This window comes from Streptomyces sp. NPDC051310 (genome assembly GCF_044455245.1).
Taxonomy (GTDB): Bacteria; Actinomycetota; Actinomycetes; order Streptomycetales; family Streptomycetaceae; genus Streptomyces.
Genome location: NZ_JBITEO010000012.1, coordinates 17883 through 35727, shown reverse-complemented (window position 1 = coordinate 35727; position 17845 = coordinate 17883). Strand labels below are relative to the sequence as shown.

Sequence of the window (17845 nt, the reverse complement as noted above, 5' to 3'; positions counted from 1 at the left end):
AGCCGTACGCCCTTCTCAGGAGATCGCTTCCCGTGTCAGACCTCGATGCCCCGTTCATGGCCGCTGCCGACCTACGCGCCCGGATCGACACGAGCAAGCCGCACTCGGCACGGTTCTGGAACTACTTCGTCGGCGGGAAGGACCACTACGAGGTGGACCGGGAGCTCGGTGACCACATCAAGGAGATCTTCCCGGGGCTCGTCGACGTGGCGAGGGCGAGCCGGCGCTTCCTGGGCCGCGCGGTCCGCCACCTCGCCGAGGAGCGCGGCATCCGGCAGTTCCTGGACATCGGGACCGGTCTGCCGACCGCCGACAACACCCACGAGGTGGCCCAGCGCGTGGCACCGGACGCGCGGATCGTGTACGTCGACAACGACCCTCTGGTGCTCGCCCACGCCCGCGCGCTGCTGACGAGCACGCCGCAGGGGCGGACGGCGTACGTCGACGCCGACCTGTACCGGCCGGACGCCGTCGTGGAGGCCGCCGCGGCGACCCTGGACCTCTCCCGGCCGGTCGGTCTCGTGATCCTCAACACCCTGGGCCACGTGGCGGATCACGCGGAGGCGCGGCGGCTGGTGTCGCGGCTGATGGCCGCCCTGCCGTCCGGCAGCCACCTGGTGATCGGCGACAGCACGGCCACCAGCGAGGGCATGGTGGCGGCTTCGGAGGCGTACAACGCCAGTGGGGCCGTCCCGTACCACGTCCGCAGCGTGGAGGAGATCGCCGGGTTCTTCGAGGGGCTGGACCTGGTGGAACCGGGCATCGTCCCGGTGACGCGGTGGCGTCCGACCGCCGGTGCACCGGACGGCGTACCGGACGCCGGCGCCGTACCGGACGCCGGCACCGTGCCGGACGTCGACGGCTACTGCGGGGTGGGCCGGAAGCCCTGACCGGGGGTCCGGCCGGCCGGTCGCGGCGCTGCCCCGTTCACCGGACATCTCCGCCGCCGCCCTCGGAACCGTCGCCGCCGCCGTCGCCACCGTCCCCGCCGCCGTCGCCACCGTCCCCGCCGTCCCCGCCGTCCTCGCCGTCCTCGCTCGCCTGGTCGATGACGCGTTTGCCGATGACGGCCGCCGCGGCCAGCGCACTGCCGAGGAAGGCTGCCGCGAGGGTCCAGGGCTGGTCGACGCGGTGGCCGGTGGCCTGGTCGAGGGAGTAGCGCCCGGCGCCGGCCAGGCCGATGGCGGCGGCGGTGAAGCCGAGGAAGGCCGGGTACTCGAACCCGCCGGACTGATTGAAGAACCCGGCCGGTGCGTGCACCGCGACGGCCCCGGCCATCGCTCCGGCCGCGACGGCCCCGGCGGCGGGCGTGGCGAGTCCCAGCATCAGCAGCGTTCCGCCGCCGGCCTCGCCGAGCCCGGCGGCGACTGCGCTGTGTTTGCCGGGGCGGAAGCCCATGGCCTCCATGGCCTTGGACGTACCCTCGATGCCTCCGCCGCCGAACCAGCCGAACAGCTTCTGGGCGCCGTGCGCGGCGAGTACGGATCCGGTGCCCACCCTCAGGAGGAGCAGGCCGAGGTCACGTCGTGCGGTGCGGTCCATGGGTGCTCCCGGAGGCGTGCGGCGGAGACCTACGTCTTTACTGTGTGCGCGGGGTACCTCGAAGGGACGGCTTTGCTGGGCCGTACGGGTCACGGGGCCGAACTGGTGCGCTAGATTTTGGCTTCTCCTCGACCTCGATCACCCGATCTCTTCACGATACGGAGCCGGCACCCCCATGAGCGACATCGTCAACGGACTCGGCCGCGCCACTGCCTACGGCGCCCTGGGCGTGGTCCTGCTGATCCTCGGCATCGTCCTGGTGGACGTCCTGACGCCGGGGAAGCTCGGCCGGCAGATCTGGGAACAGCGCAATCGCAATGCCGCCGTGCTGCTGAGCTCGGCCCTGCTGGGTATCGGCGGCATCGTGTTCACCTCCATCTGGACGACGTACGACGACTTCGCCAAGGGGCTGGTGTCCACCGCGGCGTTCGGGCTGCTGGGCCTGGTGATGATGGCCGTGGCGTTCCTCGTGGTGGACCTGGTGACCCCGGGCAAGCTGGGCGCGACGCTGGTGGAGCCCGAGCCGCACCCGGCCGTGTGGGTGACGGCGTCCTGCAACATCGCGGTGTCGGCCATCATTTCGGCGTCCATCGCCTGAGGCCCCTGAGCCGGCCGACGGCTTCATCCGGTACCGCGGACCGCCTCGACCTCCAGGAAGCGCCGCTTGCGCGGTCCGCGGTACAACAGCGCCTCCCAGCCCAGTCCCTCCAGCACCCGGGCGCACTCGGACAGCCGGCCCTCCTCTTCCTGCGCGGCTCCGCCGCCGGGCGGGCCGAGCCACTCGACCCGCACCGTCCCGGGCCGCTCCCCCGGCGCGACCCGGTACCCCGTGGCGACGCGCCGGCCGTCCGCGTCGACGGCCGATGGTGCGATACCCGCCGCCTCCAGCGCCAGTGCGACCGCGCGCACGGGCCGGTTCACCTCCCATGCGGCGGGCACGGCCCGTGAGTCGCCGCCGGGACCGGTGCCGGTGCCTGTGTCTGCACCCGTGCCGGTGCCTGTGCCGGCGGAGGTCAGCCGCCGGATCTGCAGCATCCCGTCCCAGGCCACGCGCACTTCGGCGGCGCGGCGCGCCTCGGTCCCCGGCGGGGGCGGCGGGCCGTCCCCCGTGGCGGCCTCGAACCCCCCGCCGGTCACTGAAGCCTCCTGATGTCACCGCGGACCCGGTAGAAGCCGCCCGACGCGGGGTGCAGCGCGTCGACGACGTACCGCACGCCCGGCTCGCGTATCGCCCGCGGGAACTGCACGTTCCACGACCGGTCGTAGCCGTCCGACACCACGTGGACCCGCGTCCGGCCGCCCTCCTGCACGCACTCCACGACCACCGAGCCCGCGGGCGCCGTCGTCACGGTCGTCACCGAGGCGACCGCGGTCGCCGGCGCGTACGTGGGCAGGGTGGCGGCGAGCTTCACGTCGCGGGCGACGGGCACCGTCCCCTGCTGGGCCGCCGCGATCGCCGCCTCGCTCGCGTCCACGCACACCAGGGAGCCGTCCGTGGTGACCAGGTACAGCCGCTCGTCGCGGTACTGCATCGACAGCGCCGAACCGCCACCCGTGCCGAGCTTCCACAACCGCGTGCCGTGCCGGTCGAAGCAGTACACCGACGACGAGGAGTCACCGGCGAACACGTACTGCCCGCCCGGGGACGTGGCGCACGAGTACACCGCGCTGTCGCAGCCGTACGTCGCCTCGATCCTGCCCGTCGCCTTCGACAGCCGCTGGACCACCCGGTGCGCCGTGCCGGCGTACACGGCGTCGTCCTCCTGCCAGCCGAAGAGCACGCCGCCCTGGGTGGGCGTGTGCCACAGCTCGGCACTCCCGTCCGGGGTGTGGGCCGTCACGCCCCTGTTGTGCCCGTGGTAGACGGCGCGGTCGTCGGCCCGGACCATCCAGGCGTGCTCCCCGCGGCCGCCGCGCGCCCACTGGTGCTCGTCCTCGTGGTCGATGACGGTGAGCCGGCCCGCGCGGTCCGCGACGTTCAGCACGCCTTCGTGGATGTCGAGCCAGAAGATGTCGACGTCGGCCGCGATGTCGTACGCCGCGAAGGGGAGCTTCGACGACAGGTCGTAGACGCGGCCGTCGTCGCAGCCCGCGTAGATCCAGAAGTCGTCGGCGACCAGGCACTTGACGCCGTCCGGGAGCTGGTAGCGGGCGAGGACCTCGCCGCCGTGTCCGAGGGTGTAGACGTCTCCCGCCTGGTTGCCCACCCAGCAGCGCTCGTCGTCGATGTGGATGCCGAAGGCCGAGGAGCCCGTGCGGAACCGCCACAGCACGGGGGCGACGGCCCGCGCGGTCGACGGCGCGGACGCCACCTGACGCCGGGTCACCGCGCGCGGCGCGCGCTGCCCCTGCACGGCGGGCGCGTACCCCTTGCGGACCTTCTCCCCTATCTTCTTGGCAGCCGCCGCCTGGGCCTTCTCGACGGTGGGGAAGGTCGACGTCTGCGTCTGCCCGGCGGCGCCGATCCGCCCGTACCGCACGGTCACCACCTGTCCCTGGACGGTGACTTCGTAGAACTTGTGCGCACCGCCGCCGTCCTGCGACAGCTCCAGATACGTCTTCGACATGACAGACCTCTCCCCGGTTCAGGCCCTGCGGTGTGTTCCGCGGGTCCCACTTCCCGAACAGTAGAAGGCCCCACTGACAATCGACCGTCGACCGCCGCGCAGGTGTGGATCAGCCGGCCGACCAGTGGTGCGTCGCCGCGTCGTCGCAGGTGAGCCAGGTGCCGTCGCCGAGGGGTACGACGTCGCCCCGCACCGGTAGGGGGTAGCGCAGCCGCCCGAGCGGGCGCAGCGACGAGGCGTCCAGCAGCCAGTGGGTGTGCTCCAGTGGTCCCTCGGGGGGCACCTGGTCGGCGGTGACCAGGATGCGCGAGGCGTCGAGGACATGGGCGTCGCCGAAGTCGTCCTCGTCCGGGTCCCAGGAGAGCCGGTCGAGGTCGTACGTCTCCGTCAGGGACGGGTCCGACACGTCGTGCCACGCCAGTTGGTAGCGGTCGTCGTCGAGGGTCAGGTGCTCGGCCCGGCGCATCGTCAGCAGCCGTGACGACGCGGGCAGGAAGCCGACGACCTCGTGGAAGGCCGTGCCGCCGGCCACCTCCACGCCTGCGGCGCCCGGCCGCACCCAGTAGCTGGTCCAGCTGTACCAGGCGGTCCAGCACGACACCGCGAACACCTCGGCGTCGGCCCGCCAGAGCAGGGCCACCCGGTCGGACACGGCGGCGACCGGCCGGCGCGCCCGGATCCGGCCTGTCGCCGCGTCGAGCAGCAGCAGGTGGTCCTGCCCGTACCGCAGCCGCGGCGGACCGTCGTACACGGCCACCTCTCCGGGGTCGCCGTCTGCGAGGAGCGTGGGGACCACGGCCGCCACATGGCGCCCGCACGGGCTCACGGCCGGAGCGCCCGGCGGCCGGGGCGGCCGGTGGCCGCTGTGCCAGGGGTCGTGGGGCAGTTCCCACCGCACGGCGCCCCGGTCCGTCACCGCGCGAAGTCCGGCGGACCCGGCCACGATGAACCCACCGTCGGGTGCCACCGCCGCGCACTCGTGCGGGTGCAGGTCCAGCGACGCGAGGACGGCATCCGTCGCACCGGCGAGGAAGCCCTCCTGTGCGTGCACCTCGATCCTGCCCGGCCTCCGCACGGCGAGCCGCCCACCGGTCAGCGCCTCGGCCGCTCCCCGTACCGGGGGCGCCGCACCCAGCAGTACGGCGTCCAGGCGCACGTTCCCCACATCCCGCATGGCCGGGATCATCCCACCTGCGCCGAGCGGCGACGCGCCAGGGCGGGCGAAGGGCGGCGGGCCGGGGTGTGGGGGGTGGGCGGTGTCCCGGAGGGCGGCGCCGCGTTCCGCTGTCGCCGTCGCTGTTGCGGTTGCGGTTGCGGTTGCGGTTGCGGTTGCGGTTGCGGTCCACGTTGCCGTTGCCGTTGCCGTTGCGGGAACTGGTTGCCGTTGCCGTGCCGAACGGGCTGCTTCGCAGCGTGGCGCGGATGCGCCGCTCCTGCCTCTGGGTAGCGTCCGACGGACGGAGCGACGTGCGCCGGGGGCCGGCGCACCAGGAGAGGCAGGAGGGGCACGAGCATGGACAGGTCGGCGCTGGCAGAAGCCGTCACGCGCAAGGTCGCGCAGCACGGGAGCACCACGACGGTCGAGGAGGCCGGACGCGTCATCGACGCGCTGTTCGGCACGGTGGAGCAGTCGGGTGCCATCGCCGACGCCCTCAAGGACGGCCGGACGGTCACCCTGCTGGGCTTCGGCAGCTTCCACCCCGAGGACGGCACGGCCACCCTGCGCCCCGGCCAGGCGCTCGTCGAGTACCTCCAGGGCACCGTGGGCTGAGCCTCGTCCGCCCGCGGGGGCGCCCCCACCCGCGCCCCTCCCCGTGCCCTGGCCACCCCCTCCCGGGCCAGGACACGCGGTGGGACGCGGGTCAGCCGGTGAGCCGCTTGCGCCAGTCGAGCGGTGTGACCAGGATCGCGCGGGCCGGGTCCCCGTCCCACACGGTGGACAGTCCTGCTTCCGTCAGGGCCGCGACGACCTCCCTGCCGACGGCCGCCGTCGTCCCGGGCGTACCGTCGAAGCCGCCGTACAGCAGCATCAGCCCGTGGCCCGCCGCTGCCGATTCCGTGCCCTGCGAGTGGAAGTAGACGAAGCCACGGGCGTCCGCGGCCCCCGCGTCGCGTATCTCCGCGGTGCCGCAGGTGCGGCAGCAGGTGAAGTTCTCCCGGGCGGTGATCCCCGCCGCTTCCAGGGCCGCGAACGCCCTGCTCAGACGCTCGGGGTCGGTCTCGCCCTCCCACGCGGCCTGCTGCGCCACGCGCTCGCGCCACATCCGGTCGACCAACTGCCGTGCCTGCGCGGGAGAGACGGGCCGGTAATCGCCCGACACCAGGCAGTCCTCGGCCAGTTCGGCCAGTTGGTCGCGCGTGGCGTACCCCCCGGCCAGCACCGTCTCCAGGTACTCGTGGAGTTCTTCGTGCTCGTCCTCGTCCAGGTCCGGCGGCGGTACGGGATCCGTGTCCCCGCCGCGCTCGTCCCCGCCGCGTTGCCGCGCACGCGCGCGGACGGGCTCTTCGCCGTCCCCGGTGCTCACCGTGATCGCCATCATGCCGGTCACCTTGGCACACGCCACTGACAACCGGTTCCGGCACCGGTTCCGCACCGTCTCCGGCACCGGGTGTCGGGCCACGGAACGCGCGGCACCGCGTTAGTCTGCGGCCGGAGCCACGTACCGGACCCGCGTACCGGACCCGCGTACCGGACCCGCGAACCGGGCCCGAGGACGAGCCCGAGGCCGGAGCCTCGCACCGGCCCGGAGCGGGAGCCGGGCCCGGAACGGCCGCGTGCGGAGGATCCCGCGCGGTGCGGGAAGTACGGAGCGGAAACGCGGAGCGGGAGCACAAAGAGGTGACCATCCTGTCTGCTTCCGGTGGCCGACGGCGGCGCGCCGCATGGGGCATCCTCCTGGCCGCGTGCGTCGGTCTGGTGGCCGTGGCGGCTTGGGCGCCGGCCCGCGCCCGCCCCGCCGACCGCGCACGGGCGCAGGAACCGCCCCGGCCCTCCCCCGCACCGCGGGCGGAGGTGGTAGCGCTGGTGGCGGGCCAGGGCGACGGCGACATCAACCGCACCCGGGACCGCTTCGCCGTTCACGCCACCGACCTCGGGGTGATGTGGCACGACAGCCTCGGCCGGGTCGCGATCGCCTTCGGCGACACCTTCGGGGAGGGCTGGGGAGGCGCGGGGGCCGGACCGGCCACGGCGGACTGGCGCTTCAACACCTTGGCGCACTCCGCCGACCCCGACCTCCGGGACGGCATGCACATCGACTCCATGGTCACCGACCGGCCCGGACACGCCGTGCAGGTCCTGCACGGGGACGCGTCGGCCCGGGAGGTCACCGTCATCCCGACCGCCGGCATCAGCGCGCTCGGCCGCGACTTCCTCTTCTACATGTCCGTACGGGAGTGGGGGCCGCCCGGCCGCTGGGAGACCAACTACGCGGGACTGGCCTTCTCCGACGACGGCGGCCGGAGCTGGACGAAGCCCTCCACGGCACGATGGCCGGACCAGGGCGGCGGGAGCAGGTTCCAGATGGGGGCGCTCGTCCGGCGGGAGGGGTACGTCCACCTCTTCGGTACGCCCAGCGGCCGGTTCGGGGACGCCCATCTCGCGCGCGTCCTGCCCGAACGGCTCCTGGAACCGGCGGCGTACGAGTACTGGACCGCGTCCGGCTGGCGTACGGGCGTGCAGAACGACGCCGTTGCGGTCATGCCGGGCCCGGTGGGCGAGCTGTCGGTGCAGTACAACACGCACCTGGACAAGTGGCTGGCGCTCCACCTCGACGAGACGCGCGCCGCGATCGTGGCGCGCACCGCGACCCACCCGGCCGGGCCGTGGAGTGCCGGGCAGGTCGTCGTGGACGGCGCCGAACACCCCGGGCTCTACGGTGCCTTCCTCCATCCGGCCACCAGGGGGGCGGAGGTCAGCTTCACCATGTCGCGGTGGGACCCGTACCACGTGCTGCTGATGCGCCTGGATGTCGACGGCCTCACCTGAGACAGGCGCTTCTCGACCGGGCCGGGGACTTCCGGACCTGCTGGGGGCGGCCGCCGTACGCGGGAGCCACAGCGACCTCGCCCCACGGGCGAAGGGGTGGTGCCGGTGCTGGAGCCCGGTGGCCAGTGGCTGGAGAACGGGTCGCGGGTACCGCCGCGGGCCACGGTCGGAGCAGTCCGGCGGGCGCGCCGGGCGTGGGCGCGGTGACGATGGGCGGGCGGGGGCGACCGGAGGGAGGAGCATGCGGCACGCCAGGAGACGCCGGTCACGCACCGCCGTCTCCGTCACGGTGCTCGCGCTCCTCGCCGCGGCCTCGCTGTGGCTCGTACCCGCTGCCGCCCCGCCGCCCGGCACGGACGTCGCGCAGGCGCGGGCGCCGGGCGGGAACGGCCGCCACCGGGGGGCACGGCCCGCCATCGTCCCGCGGACCGCATGGCGGGCCGGGACCATCGGCACCACCCCGCCCGGCGTGCGGTACGCCCCGGCCGTGAAGGCAGCCGTCATCCACCACACCAGCACCCCCAACGGCTACGACTGCGCGAGCGTGCCGGCCACGCTGCGCGACCTGTACGCCGGGCACGCCTACGGGCGCCACTGGGACGACATCGGCTACAACTTCCTCGTCGACGCCTGCGGCACCATCTACGAGGGCCGGGCGGGCGGGGTCGACCGGCCGGTCATCGGTGCGCACACCAAGGGGTTCAACGAGGGCACGGTCGGCATCGCGGCGATCGGCACCTTCGACTCCGGTGAGCGCGTGCCGGAACCGATGCTGGACGCCATCGCGCGGCTGGTGGCCTGGAAGCTCGACCCGCGCGGCCCGGACCCGCGCGCCAGCGTGGCGCTGGTCTCCACTCACGACGAGGCCCGCTACCCGAAGGGCACGGCGGCCCTGCTCCCGGTGGTCGGCGGGCACGCGGACGGCTACGCCACACGCTGCCCGGGCGCCGCGCTGTACGCCAGGCTGCCCGACATCAGCGCCCGGGCGGCCCGGATGCAGCGCGGGTGACGGCGCACGGGCCGCTCGTGGGCGGCCGCGTTACGGTTCCTGCCATGTCTCGATCAATCACCGAACCGCTGCCTGTCACCGCCGACGACCTCGAGCAGGCGATCCGACGTGCCGTCACCACCCTCCGGGAGGCTCCTCCGACAGCCTGGGACGGCAAGGCCGGCTCGCTGGAGTGGGACTGCTGGGAGACCGTCGAGCACCTCAGCGACGACCTCTTCGCCTATGCAGCGCAACTGGGTCCCCGGACGCCGCCTCTGGAGGGCGAGGTGCCCTTCGTGTGGGAGAGCCGAAGGCCCGGTGGCCCTGCGAACGTGGTGCACGCCCACCGCGCGGCGGGACCCGCCGGGCTGTTGCAGGTACTGGAGGCGAGCGGTGCGCTGCTGGTCGCCATGGTGCGTACGACGCCGTCACGGGTGCGCGCCTATCACGTCTTCGGGGTTTCGGACCCCGAGGGCTTCGCCGCGATGGGGATCGTGGAGATCCTGGTGCACACCCATGACCTGGCCGAGGGGCTCGGGCTCGTCTGGACCCCGCCCGCCGATCTGTGCTCGCGCGTGCTCGCCCGGCTGTTTCCGGACGCCCCCTCCACCACGGACCCCTGGCCCACCCTGCTGTGGGCCACCGGGCGCGCCGAGCTGCCCGGCCATCCCCGTCTCACCACATGGCGCTGGCACGGCACGCCCCGGTCGACACAGCAGTAGGGGGCAGGCGCTCGGCGACGGGGTCCGCGCTGACGGCATCGGCGAAGTTCGGCATCCTCGCGGACACCCGCACGGCAACGAACGGGCCGAGCGGGCCTGAGCTTTTCCTTCAACGTCCGGCCAGGAAATCAGCAGACACGGCTTCACCCTCTGCTCGATCATGATCTGATGACTGCCTTCTACCATGTGTGCTTCGTCGTGCCGGATATCGAGAGGGCTATGGAAGATTTTGGGAGGTCCGTGGGAGCCGGCTGGAGTACTCCTGTAGCTGATCGACTGGGCGAGTGGGACTATCGCATCGCCTTCACCCGCGGCGGACCACCGTTCATAGAGCTGATCGAGGGGCCTGCTGGGAGTCCTTGGGATGCGTCGCAAGGAGCTCGGTTTGACCATCTGGGCTACTGGACCAGCTCTGTCCAGCGGGGTTCTCAGCGGCTGGAGAACGATGGTTTCGCCACCGACTTCTCCGGCTGCCCCTATGGCCGGCCCTTCGCCTACCACCGCTTGGACAGCATTGGCGGCCGCGTCGAGCTGGTGGATGTGACACGGCAACCGAGCTTCCTTCAGAAGTGGCATAGCGATGGAGGACCAATGCCTGTGATCGACGAGCGATGACAGCGGGGGCCTGAGGATCGCTGCGTGGTTCACCCCGCGCGTCGGGGTGCGGTTCCCTTCTTGCCGTGCGAGGGCGCGCGTAAGCCTCGCCTGTAGCCAGGACGCGCGGGGGACAACAAGCCGGGCTGGCTGTGGTGGTCCCGCACCGACGCGACCACGGCGGATGTGGACCGCTGCCGGCAAGCGTTCTTGCGCCTCTTCGACGTGGAGCACACGTTTCGCCTCCGGAAAGGCAGACGCTCGACGTTCAGGCGGATGACGGTGTCCTCGAGGATGGGCAGCGGCCCATCGTGGTCGAGCATCCAGAACCAGCGCGCGTTCACCGGGTTCCCGGATCCCTTGTGTGGATGCTGGACGCTGACGGATATTTCGTGACCCTTCAGGGTCTCGAGCACTACACGTCGGCCGCGACGACCTGCACGTGGCGCAAGATCGGCTGACGTAGCTGAACGTCAGGGCAGGGAGGGAGTCGGTCAGAGGACCGGCCCCCTCGTCGTGTGCATACAGCCGATCAGAGGCTGGCACCGGTCTTCCTGCGCGAGGGTGAGTCTGCCCCATACCAGCGCCCCGCCGACCAGGCCGGGCCTGTCCCGCGTGGCCAGGGCCGGGGCGTCGAGCATGTCGGCGACGTCTTCCAGGCAGGGGCCAGCGTCTCCAACTCGTCGCCGGAAACTTCGTTGTAGCGGGACCAGCGGCCCAGGTAGCCGGTCGCCGTATCCAGGTACAGACCCGAGGTGCGGTCAGCTGCGCCGTACGAGGCAACCGGGATCCAGGATGCTTTCCACGGTGATCCGGTCATATTCGGGGCGGCGGGCGTGGAGGGCGTCCTGGTGGGACTGGGATTCCATCTGCTGCTGGTAGAAGGCGGTCACGGCGTCCAGGGTCATCAGGGCCTGGTTGCCGGGCAGGCATCCCGCACCGTCGACCCGTCGTCGCCCGCGGTCAGCGATCACAGGGCGCGCAGGTCGGCGGGGATTTGTAGGTGCAGGGCGTGGTCGACGGCTGTGATTGCCGAGGAGCTCGCGCCGGCGCGGAGGGCAGCGTAGGAGTCCGGGGCATGATGCTGAAGCCAGCTGGTGATGCGGCGCCAGGCGTCGTCGATCTGCCTCACGAAGATCGTGCCGGAGACGCTCTGCTGTGGGATCCCTGCCCGACAGCGAGCACCAGGAGCTACTTCTCCCGAGCCGTCTCGCCGGCCGCCCGCGATGCCCTGGTGGCCTGGCGGCACAGCTCGCGAAGCACGGTCTGTCCATCCTCGCGGCCCGTGACACGGCCCTGTTTGGCATGGCCGGTGAATTTGCGCCGATCTTCATGTGCGACCTGTTCGGACTCCACGGAAACACCGCCACTCAGTGGGCGGCGTTCGCCCAGGACAGCTGGGCCGGCTACCTCGCGGCCCTGAGGCTGAACAGCGGGTCCGGTGGCGAGAGCGAGTAGCGAACCGATCCCTGTCCTGCCAGCGCCCTGAGCGCCCCTCTCTCGAAGCTGAACGAAGATCGAGAGGTGGGCGACCAGGTTCACGGAGCACCGGAGGTCACGTGGGCCTCGTGTCCTCTTGAAGGCGAGGGAAGAGCGGCTGTGCTGCAGGCAGCCGCCCCTCGACCGGCGTCAGCTGTCCGGTGATCCGTGTAGCGGCATCCGGGATGAAAGGACGTAGTTCATCAGCCAGTACGCGGCATGCGGTGACCAGTGTGACGAGGACGGAGTCGAGCTGCTTCGCTCCTTCAGCGTCGCCCTGCCGCTCTTCCCGAGCCAGTTCCCATGGCCTGGTGGCGTCAATGCATCGGTTGGCTTCCTCCACGATGCCCCAGACAGCGCGGGTGGCACGCCGGAAGTCGAAGCTGGCCAAGGCGGCATCGACGAGGTCAGGCGTCTTCCGGTAAACGTCCACCAGCGCCATCCCACTGGAATTGTCAGGCGCAGAGGCGGGGACCGTTCCGCCCCGGAAGCGGTGCACCATGGTCACGACGCGGTGGACGAGGTTGCCCAGTCCTCCGGCGAAGTCCGCATCCGCCCGGGCGACCAGGCGGTCCGGAGTGAAGTCGGCGTCCCCGACCCGGGGTACCTCGCGCAGCAGCCACCAGCGCACCGCGTCGGTGCCATAGGTCGCGGCCAGCGCAACCGGGTCGACGGTGGTTCCAGCCGACTTGCTGATCTTGCGGCCGTCGACGGTGAGGTAGTCGTGGACCAGGATGTCGGTGGGCAGCGGGAGCCCGGCCGACAGCAGCATGGCCGGCCAGTACACGGCGTGGAAGCGCACCACTCCCTTGCCGACCAGGTGGATGCGGCGTTCGCTGGTGGCCCACCACTGGTCGTAGGCGGTGTCATCGGTGCCGTATCCGAGGCTGGTGACGTAGTTTCCGAGTGCGTCCCACCACACGTAGACGACCTGGCTCGGGTCGTCGGGCACGGGGATGCCCCAGCCGCGGGCGCGACTGTGGGAGCGGGAGACGGAAAAGTCGTGCAGGCCTCCTTCGATGAGGGCGAGGACTTCGTTGCAGCGAGCGGCAGGCTCGATGCGCAGTACGCCGCTCGAGATCAGATGATGGAGGCGGTCGGCGTAACGGGACAGCCGGAAGAACCAGTTCTCTTCCCTGACGAGCTGAGGTTCGGTGCCGTGCTCGCCACACCGTCCATCGACCAGTTCGTCAGGGGTGTAGAACTGCTCGCAGCCCACGCAGTACAGGCCTTCGTACTCTTTGCGATAGAGGTCGCCTGACGCGGCGCACTGGCGCCACAGCCGTTCCACCCCGACGCGGTGCCGCGGGTCGCTGCTGGTACGGATGAAGTCGTCGAACGACAGCGCCAGCGGACCACGCAATGCGGCGAACGCGTCGGCGTTGCGGTCGACGAACGACTGCACGTCGACGCCGGCCGCTTCGGCGGCCAGGACGTTCTTCAGAGAGTTGTCGTCGGTTCCGCTGAGCAGCCGGACCCGCTCACCCCGCAGGCGGTGGTGCCGGGCCAACGTGTCCGCTTGGACGAGCTCCAGGGCAAAGCCCAGATGCGGGCGGGCGTTGACGTAAGGAATGGTCGTGGTGATGTAGCGGCGTGGTGCGGTCATCGGTCCTCCTACCGGGTAGCGAGGCCTGGTCGCACAACAATCGAGGCCCCGTCCCGGGGCCTCGGATTCGGTACGCGTCCGTCCTCAGCAACCCCGTTGACGGGGCATCATCCGGTGCTGAGGCGAAAGCGTGATCATGTGTCCGAGCGTAGCAACACAGCGACGTCACAGCACTGCTATTTCCGCCCTTTCACGGCAGCCGCATGCGCAGGGGGGCCGGGGCAGCGCTGGGCGAGGCAGACATCACCCGGTGCCCCACGCACGCCGGATTGCGCAGGGTTGGAACACCGCCTCTTCACCAGTACGCCGCCTTCGCCGACGGCCGCTCGATCGCCACCCGAAGCCTTCACCCACCCGACCTCCGACGAGGGTGGCGCCCGCGCCTTCCCCGTTGGCGGCCCCGGCGCCTCCCCGGTCGGCGGCCGATCAGTCGGCGGAGGGCCGTTTGCTGACGCTGCTCAATGAACGACGCCGTGAGCTCGGGCTGCCCGAGGTCGAGCCGAGCGACAGCCTGGCCCGGGCCGCCCGTACCTGCGTGCAGAAGAACGCGCAGCAGGCGAACCTCGAACACTGCGACCATGAGGTCCTCTTCACGGGAGGGATCGGCACCCCACCCAAGCGGATCACCGAAGCCTGGTTCAACAGTCCCGGCCGCAGAAAAGCCCTGACCTACCCAGGGTCCCGCAATGCCGGCCCTGCCATAGTCACCAACGCCGAAGGCACCGCGATATTCGCCGCCATCAACATCGACACGTGATACGAGCTCATGCGGCGCTGCGTTCCGTCCGCCGCTCGCGGTATGTCACTCGATACGCCTGGTTGAGGGGTGCGGATCCAAGTACCGGGTTTCGGGGAGGTCGAGGCTGATTGCCCGGGGCCCGTGGTGTGCGGGGCACGGTGGGGTTATAGCCGATGGCGCTCTGAGGTAGGGCGGGCTTACGGGGCCGGTCACCCGTCGGCTCGCGCCACTTCTTGGCGGCCTCAGGCGTGTTGCGGTCAAAGGGCTACAGATCTCGCTTAATGTCCACAATCTGACGTTGTGTCCATCGGGGATGGCGACGAATCGGACGACAGGGAGATGGTGTGCGCAAGTTTCACCGGGCGGCATTGGTAGCTGCCCTGGTCGGGAGCACCATGTTCGGGGTTGGTGGTGCCTTCGTCCACGCCCATGGCGGCGGGGATGCGGATGGGGGCGCGAACGTGGTCGAGTGCGATCAGCGCTCCGAGGTCACAAAGGTGGCATTCCAGAACGGCCTCATCAACGGCCTGCTCCTGGGCAGCGGCCCGGCAACCGCAACGTCTGTCCAGCAGATCTGCAGCGGGAGGGACAGCATCGGTTTGAACGGTGCCGCCGCCCAGTCGGGTCCCGGCGTCGGAACCATCCCCACCCCCTCGCCCAGCGGTGAAGTGGTATTCACCTCCGACGGAACCTTCACCGCGCCCGCGGGTGTCACGTCCGTGACCGCCCGGGTCTGGGGTGCGGGAGGCGGAGGCGGCGGAGCCGGCGGCTCCGGCCCCGGAGTCGGCGGTGGAGGCGGCGGAGGCGGCGCCGGCGGCTACGTCTCGTGCACCGTGCCGGTGACGCCAGGAACCGTCTACACGGTCGACACCGGCGAAGGCGGAGCCGGCGGCGAAGGCGGTGCAGCTGGTCCCGTCGGCACGCCCGGCGGTGACGGCGAGCCGGGAGAAGCTGCTGCCCTGCTCGCACCCGATGCCACCGCCCTGGCTGTCGCCACCGGCGGGCAGGGAGGCGGCGGCGGCGCAGGTGGTGGTCCTGGGGGAATCATCCCCGGGGCCGGCGGCGAGGGCGGCACCGGAACGTGCTCAGGAGCCGGCACGATCCAGAATGGCGGCGACGGTGCCCCCGGCATCTTGGACGCCGGCGGCCAGGGCGGCCTGCCCGCCCAGCCCGCACCTGACGGCCGTGCCGCTGGCGGCGACGGAGGCAACGCCGGAATTGGCCCCGGCGCCCCCGGCGGCTCTGGAGAGCCGGGCGGCGACTCCTACGTCGTCATTTCATACTGACGCCTCTTCCTCTGAAATCCGTCGGTGAACGGTCATCGACAACAGCCGCGCCGGGCTTTGGTCCGGGAGGGCCTGCACCGGTTGGACCAGTGCAGGCCCCGACGCGTAGACCGCGGGTGTGAGTAGTTGCGGTACGTGAGTAGCGCTGGGATTGATCACGGCTCGGCCTGATTGACGCCTCCGCCACACCAGGCGGCCTCCCCAGCGACCTCGTTTCCACCGCCACGGGCCTTCTGCCCGGCATCCTGTAACGACCCGGCACGCTCGACCCGGGGTCGCAGCCCGCTTGAACGGTGTGCCAAGAGTGGGACTGTAAGACTTTCGGTGTAACTCCCGATCATGGAAGATGCATCGATGACCAGCAAGAACGTGACCGAGGACGAGTGTGTCGAGCCGACTGGGCAGACGCTGTCGAAGTCTGTGGATGACCGTCTGATTGACGAGCCGGTGGGCCGGGCTCAGGCCGAGGGCCTGCAGCTGACTGGTGAGGGCGGGCATGCTGCAGCAGTTGACGAAGCGCCTGCTGGAGTCCGCCCTAGAGGGCGAGATCACCTACCATCTCGGCTATGACAAGCACGACGCGGCCGGGGTGCCGGGTGGTGGCCATGACGTGGAAGACGTCGGCCTGCTCCAGCTCGAACCGCCAGCCCTTGCTGAAGCCGTAGGCGGCGTCCGCCGTCACCCAGCTGAACGGGACCTTCTCGGCGATGGCCCGGCGGACCATCGCCTTGGCCATCGCCACCTTCGTCTCGAATCCGACCTGGTCGTCGATGCCGGCCCGCCGGCAGCGTTCGCGGTCGTCCGTTTAGGACGTGGGCAGATACAGCCTGCGGTCGATCAACGTGCGGCCCCGGCCGGTTGCATAGGCGAGGAACACACCGATCCGGCAATGTTCGGTGCGTCCCGCAGTGCCGGAGTACTGCCTTTGCACCCCGGCCGAACCGACGCCCTTCTTCAGGAAGCCGGTGTCATCGACGATCAGAACGGCATCCCTGTCGCCGAGGTGTTTGACGACATAGTCAGGTACGTCGTCAAGGACCGAGTCGGCGTCCCACTCGATCCGGTTCAGCAACCGCTGGATGCGGTCAGGACCCGCATGACCGACCTCCTCCGCCAGCGTCCAGCCGTTCTTCCGCTCCAGCAAAGCGATCAGTCCCCGCATATACGCCAGCGCCGACTGACGCGGCTCCTCCCGGTTGAAGCGGTGCACGAACCGCTCATGTACCGCTTCCAGTTCCCCGGCCCACAATTTGACGTCAGCAAGGTCCCCACCCATAACCACACCAACGACCGAGCTGGCCAGCAACCACGGGAAAGACCGTTGCAGTACTAGGCCGTGTCCGGAAAGTCGATCGCTCGTTGCTCTGTTCGTGGTGCGTCGACATGAACTGACGGATGAGTCGTGGGCGTTGATTGCTCCGTTGCTGGCGCCGGGCCGGATGGGCCGGCCCGTGCGGGACCGGCGCCAGGTCGTCAACGGGATCTTGTGGAAGCTGTCCACCGGGGCTGCCTGGCGTGACCTGCCGGAGCGTTACGGGCCGTGGAAGACGGTCTACGACCGCTTCCGGCACTGGTCCGCCGACGGCACCTGGGACCGCCTCCTGGCCCATGTCCAGCAGCACTCCGACGCTGTCGGGCAGGTCGACTGGACGATCGTCTGCGTCGACTCGACCACGGTCCGGGCCCATCAGCACGCGGCCGGGGCCCGAAAAGGGGGACCTGGGAAGGCGAAGCACTCGGCCGCTCCCGCGGCGGGCTGACCAGCAAGATCCATCTCGCCTGCGACGGCCGTGGCCGGCCACTCGCCTTCACCCTGACCGGCGGGAACGTGAACGACTGCACGCAGTTCGAACCCGTCATGACCAAGGTCCGGATCGCCCGGCCGGGGCCGGGCAGGCCCCGGACCCGGCCCGACCGCGTCGTCGCGGACAAGGGCTACTCGGCCCGCAGGATCCGCGCCTACCTCCGCAGACGCGGCATCGCCGCGACGATCCCGGAGCGGATCGACCAGATCAACGGTCGCATCCGGCGAGGCGAGACCCTCTGCCGCCTCGACCGGGCCGCCTACCGGCGGCGCAACGTCATCGAGCGCTGCTTCAACCGGCTCAAGCAGAACCGGGCCCTGGCCACCCGCTACGACAAACGAGCCACCCACTGCCAAGCCATGGTCACCCTCGCCTGCCTCCAACTCTGGCTCCCATGACTTTCCGGACACGACTTAGACCCGTCCTCCGGCTGCCCTGCTTCTTTCGCGCTCGACCGTGGGCGGCTGCGGGCACCACGGGCGCGACACCGTTCCGCCCGGCGGAAGGGACTGACCTGAGGCCGCGGCCC

Annotated in this window: 18 protein-coding genes and 3 pseudogenes; 12 read left to right on the top strand and 9 right to left on the bottom strand. The window is 71.1% G+C overall.

The window, feature by feature from the left end; all coding sequences use genetic code 11:
• Window positions 1-56: 56 nt before the first annotated feature.
• Window positions 57-890 (top strand): SAM-dependent methyltransferase, encoded by an 834-nt coding sequence (locus tag ACIA79_RS19035; protein WP_399429639.1) that lies wholly within the window; start codon window positions 57-59, stop codon window positions 888-890.
• A gap of 37 nt (window positions 891-927) precedes the next feature.
• Here ACIA79_RS19035 and ACIA79_RS19030 read toward each other — a convergent pair whose 3' ends face one another.
• Window positions 928-1542, bottom strand: coding sequence for a DoxX family membrane protein (locus ACIA79_RS19030; RefSeq protein ID WP_399429459.1), 615 nt, complete (start codon window positions 1540-1542; stop codon window positions 928-930).
• 175 nt (window positions 1543-1717) lie between these two features.
• Here ACIA79_RS19030 and ACIA79_RS19025 point away from each other — a divergent pair, with 175 nt between their 5' ends.
• Complete coding sequence (locus ACIA79_RS19025; protein ID WP_399429458.1) at window positions 1718-2140, top strand: DUF350 domain-containing protein; 423 nt, start codon at window positions 1718-1720, stop codon at window positions 2138-2140.
• Window positions 2141-2163: 23 nt separating this feature from the next.
• On the opposite strand, the gene ACIA79_RS19020 is transcribed toward ACIA79_RS19025, so the two are convergent.
• The 3 genes from ACIA79_RS19020 to ACIA79_RS19010 all read right to left on the bottom strand — a co-directional run bounded on the left by ACIA79_RS19020 (window position 2164) and on the right by ACIA79_RS19010 (window position 5283).
• Window positions 2164-2679, bottom strand: coding sequence for a hypothetical protein (locus tag ACIA79_RS19020; RefSeq protein ID WP_399429457.1), 516 nt, complete (start codon window positions 2677-2679; stop codon window positions 2164-2166).
• A complete protein-coding gene (locus tag ACIA79_RS19015; protein ID WP_399429456.1) occupies window positions 2676-4109 on the bottom strand; it encodes a WGR domain-containing protein in 1434 nt (477 codons plus the stop codon). Before ACIA79_RS19015 ends, ACIA79_RS19020 begins: the two co-directional genes overlap by 4 nt.
• Window positions 4110-4218: 109 nt before the next feature.
• A complete protein-coding gene (locus ACIA79_RS19010; protein WP_399429455.1) occupies window positions 4219-5283 on the bottom strand; it encodes a hypothetical protein in 1065 nt (354 codons plus the stop codon).
• A gap of 339 nt (window positions 5284-5622) precedes the next feature.
• Here ACIA79_RS19010 and ACIA79_RS19005 point away from each other — a divergent pair, with 339 nt between their 5' ends.
• Complete coding sequence (locus ACIA79_RS19005) at window positions 5623-5880, top strand: HU family DNA-binding protein (RefSeq protein WP_399429454.1); 258 nt, start codon at window positions 5623-5625, stop codon at window positions 5878-5880.
• A gap of 91 nt (window positions 5881-5971) precedes the next feature.
• Here the strand turns inward: ACIA79_RS19005 and ACIA79_RS19000 are convergent.
• Window positions 5972-6595, bottom strand: a pseudogene (locus ACIA79_RS19000) (DUF6891 domain-containing protein); the annotation flags it as partial.
• Between the two features lie 353 nt (window positions 6596-6948).
• Between ACIA79_RS19000 and ACIA79_RS18995 the strand changes: the two are divergent.
• The 4 genes from ACIA79_RS18995 (at window position 6949) to ACIA79_RS18980 (ending at window position 10422) form a co-directional block, all read left to right on the top strand.
• Complete coding sequence (locus ACIA79_RS18995; protein WP_399429453.1) at window positions 6949-8097, top strand: DUF4185 domain-containing protein; 1149 nt, start codon at window positions 6949-6951, stop codon at window positions 8095-8097.
• Between the two features lie 241 nt (window positions 8098-8338).
• Window positions 8339-9106, top strand: coding sequence for a peptidoglycan recognition protein (locus ACIA79_RS18990; RefSeq protein ID WP_399429452.1), 768 nt, complete (start codon window positions 8339-8341; stop codon window positions 9104-9106).
• Window positions 9107-9150: 44 nt separating this feature from the next.
• Window positions 9151-9807 carry a hypothetical protein gene (locus ACIA79_RS18985; protein ID WP_399429451.1) on the top strand — a complete coding sequence of 219 codons (657 nt, stop codon included), beginning with the start codon at window positions 9151-9153 and terminating at the stop codon, window positions 9805-9807.
• 168 nt (window positions 9808-9975) lie between these two features.
• On the top strand, window positions 9976-10422 hold the full coding sequence (locus ACIA79_RS18980) for a VOC family protein (protein WP_399429450.1): 447 nt from the start codon (window positions 9976-9978) through the stop codon (window positions 10420-10422).
• A gap of 740 nt (window positions 10423-11162) precedes the next feature.
• Here ACIA79_RS18980 and ACIA79_RS18975 read toward each other — a convergent pair.
• Together ACIA79_RS18975 and ACIA79_RS18970 are read right to left on the bottom strand one after the other, a co-directional pair.
• Window positions 11163-11309: a hypothetical protein gene (locus ACIA79_RS18975; protein ID WP_399429449.1), complete on the bottom strand. Its 147-nt coding sequence runs from the start codon at window positions 11307-11309 to the stop codon at window positions 11163-11165.
• Between the two features lie 62 nt (window positions 11310-11371).
• Window positions 11372-11533: a hypothetical protein gene (locus tag ACIA79_RS18970; RefSeq protein WP_399429448.1), complete on the bottom strand. Its 162-nt coding sequence runs from the start codon at window positions 11531-11533 to the stop codon at window positions 11372-11374.
• 173 nt (window positions 11534-11706) lie between these two features.
• On the opposite strand from ACIA79_RS18970, the gene ACIA79_RS18965 reads away from it, so the two are divergent.
• Window positions 11707-11859 (top strand): hypothetical protein, encoded by a 153-nt coding sequence (locus tag ACIA79_RS18965; protein WP_399429447.1) that lies wholly within the window; start codon window positions 11707-11709, stop codon window positions 11857-11859.
• A gap of 97 nt (window positions 11860-11956) precedes the next feature.
• On the opposite strand, the gene metG is transcribed toward ACIA79_RS18965, so the two are convergent.
• A complete protein-coding gene (gene metG, locus ACIA79_RS18960; protein ID WP_399429445.1) occupies window positions 11957-13486 on the bottom strand; it encodes a methionine--tRNA ligase in 1530 nt (509 codons plus the stop codon).
• Window positions 13487-13931: 445 nt separating this feature from the next.
• Here metG and ACIA79_RS18955 point away from each other — a divergent pair, with 445 nt between their 5' ends.
• From ACIA79_RS18955 to ACIA79_RS18945, 3 genes and pseudogenes are all read left to right on the top strand, one after another.
• On the top strand, window positions 13932-14243 hold the full coding sequence (locus tag ACIA79_RS18955) for a CAP domain-containing protein (protein WP_399429444.1): 312 nt from the start codon (window positions 13932-13934) through the stop codon (window positions 14241-14243).
• A gap of 326 nt (window positions 14244-14569) precedes the next feature.
• Window positions 14570-15511 (top strand): hypothetical protein, encoded by a 942-nt coding sequence (locus tag ACIA79_RS18950; protein ID WP_399429443.1) that lies wholly within the window; start codon window positions 14570-14572, stop codon window positions 15509-15511.
• Between the two features lie 354 nt (window positions 15512-15865).
• A pseudogene (locus ACIA79_RS18945) lies at window positions 15866-16112 on the top strand (IS256 family transposase); the annotation flags it as partial.
• Here the strand turns inward: ACIA79_RS18945 and ACIA79_RS18940 are convergent.
• Window positions 16101-16787: pseudogene (locus ACIA79_RS18940) on the bottom strand (IS701 family transposase); the annotation flags it as partial. The pseudogenes ACIA79_RS18945 and ACIA79_RS18940 sit on opposite strands and share 12 nt — an antisense overlap.
• Before the next feature lie 94 nt (window positions 16788-16881).
• On the opposite strand from ACIA79_RS18940, the gene ACIA79_RS18935 reads away from it, so the two are divergent.
• Window positions 16882-17714 (top strand): IS5 family transposase gene (locus tag ACIA79_RS18935; RefSeq protein WP_399429442.1). Its coding sequence is split into 2 segments (ribosomal slippage): window positions 16882-17224 and window positions 17224-17714, totalling 834 coding nucleotides; the frame shifts between segments, so codons are not numbered across the junction.
• Window positions 17715-17845: the final 131 nt, after the last annotated feature.

Bases quoted from the DNA above. Each gene is read 5' to 3' on its own strand.
- ACIA79_RS19005 (WP_399429454.1), top strand. From the start codon at position 5,623: ATGGACAGGTCGGCGCTGGCAGAAGCCGTCACGCGCAAGGTCGCGCAG.
- ACIA79_RS19015 (WP_399429456.1), bottom strand. From the start codon at position 4,109: ATGTCGAAGACGTATCTGGAGCTGTCGCAGGACGGCGGCGGTGCGCAC.
- ACIA79_RS18975 (WP_399429449.1), bottom strand. From the start codon at position 11,309: ATGACCCTGGACGCCGTGACCGCCTTCTACCAGCAGCAGATGGAATCC.
- ACIA79_RS19025 (WP_399429458.1), top strand. From the start codon at position 1,718: ATGAGCGACATCGTCAACGGACTCGGCCGCGCCACTGCCTACGGCGCC.
- metG (WP_399429445.1), bottom strand. From the start codon at position 13,486: ATGACCGCACCACGCCGCTACATCACCACGACCATTCCTTACGTCAAC.
- ACIA79_RS18985 (WP_399429451.1), top strand. From the start codon at position 9,151: ATGTCTCGATCAATCACCGAACCGCTGCCTGTCACCGCCGACGACCTC.
- ACIA79_RS19035 (WP_399429639.1), top strand. From the start codon at position 57: ATGGCCGCTGCCGACCTACGCGCCCGGATCGACACGAGCAAGCCGCAC.
- ACIA79_RS19030 (WP_399429459.1), bottom strand. From the start codon at position 1,542: ATGGACCGCACCGCACGACGTGACCTCGGCCTGCTCCTCCTGAGGGTG.
- ACIA79_RS18965 (WP_399429447.1), top strand. From the start codon at position 11,707: ATGGCCGGTGAATTTGCGCCGATCTTCATGTGCGACCTGTTCGGACTC.
- ACIA79_RS19010 (WP_399429455.1), bottom strand. From the start codon at position 5,283: ATGCGGGATGTGGGGAACGTGCGCCTGGACGCCGTACTGCTGGGTGCG.
- ACIA79_RS18990 (WP_399429452.1), top strand. From the start codon at position 8,339: ATGCGGCACGCCAGGAGACGCCGGTCACGCACCGCCGTCTCCGTCACG.
- ACIA79_RS18980 (WP_399429450.1), top strand. From the start codon at position 9,976: ATGACTGCCTTCTACCATGTGTGCTTCGTCGTGCCGGATATCGAGAGG.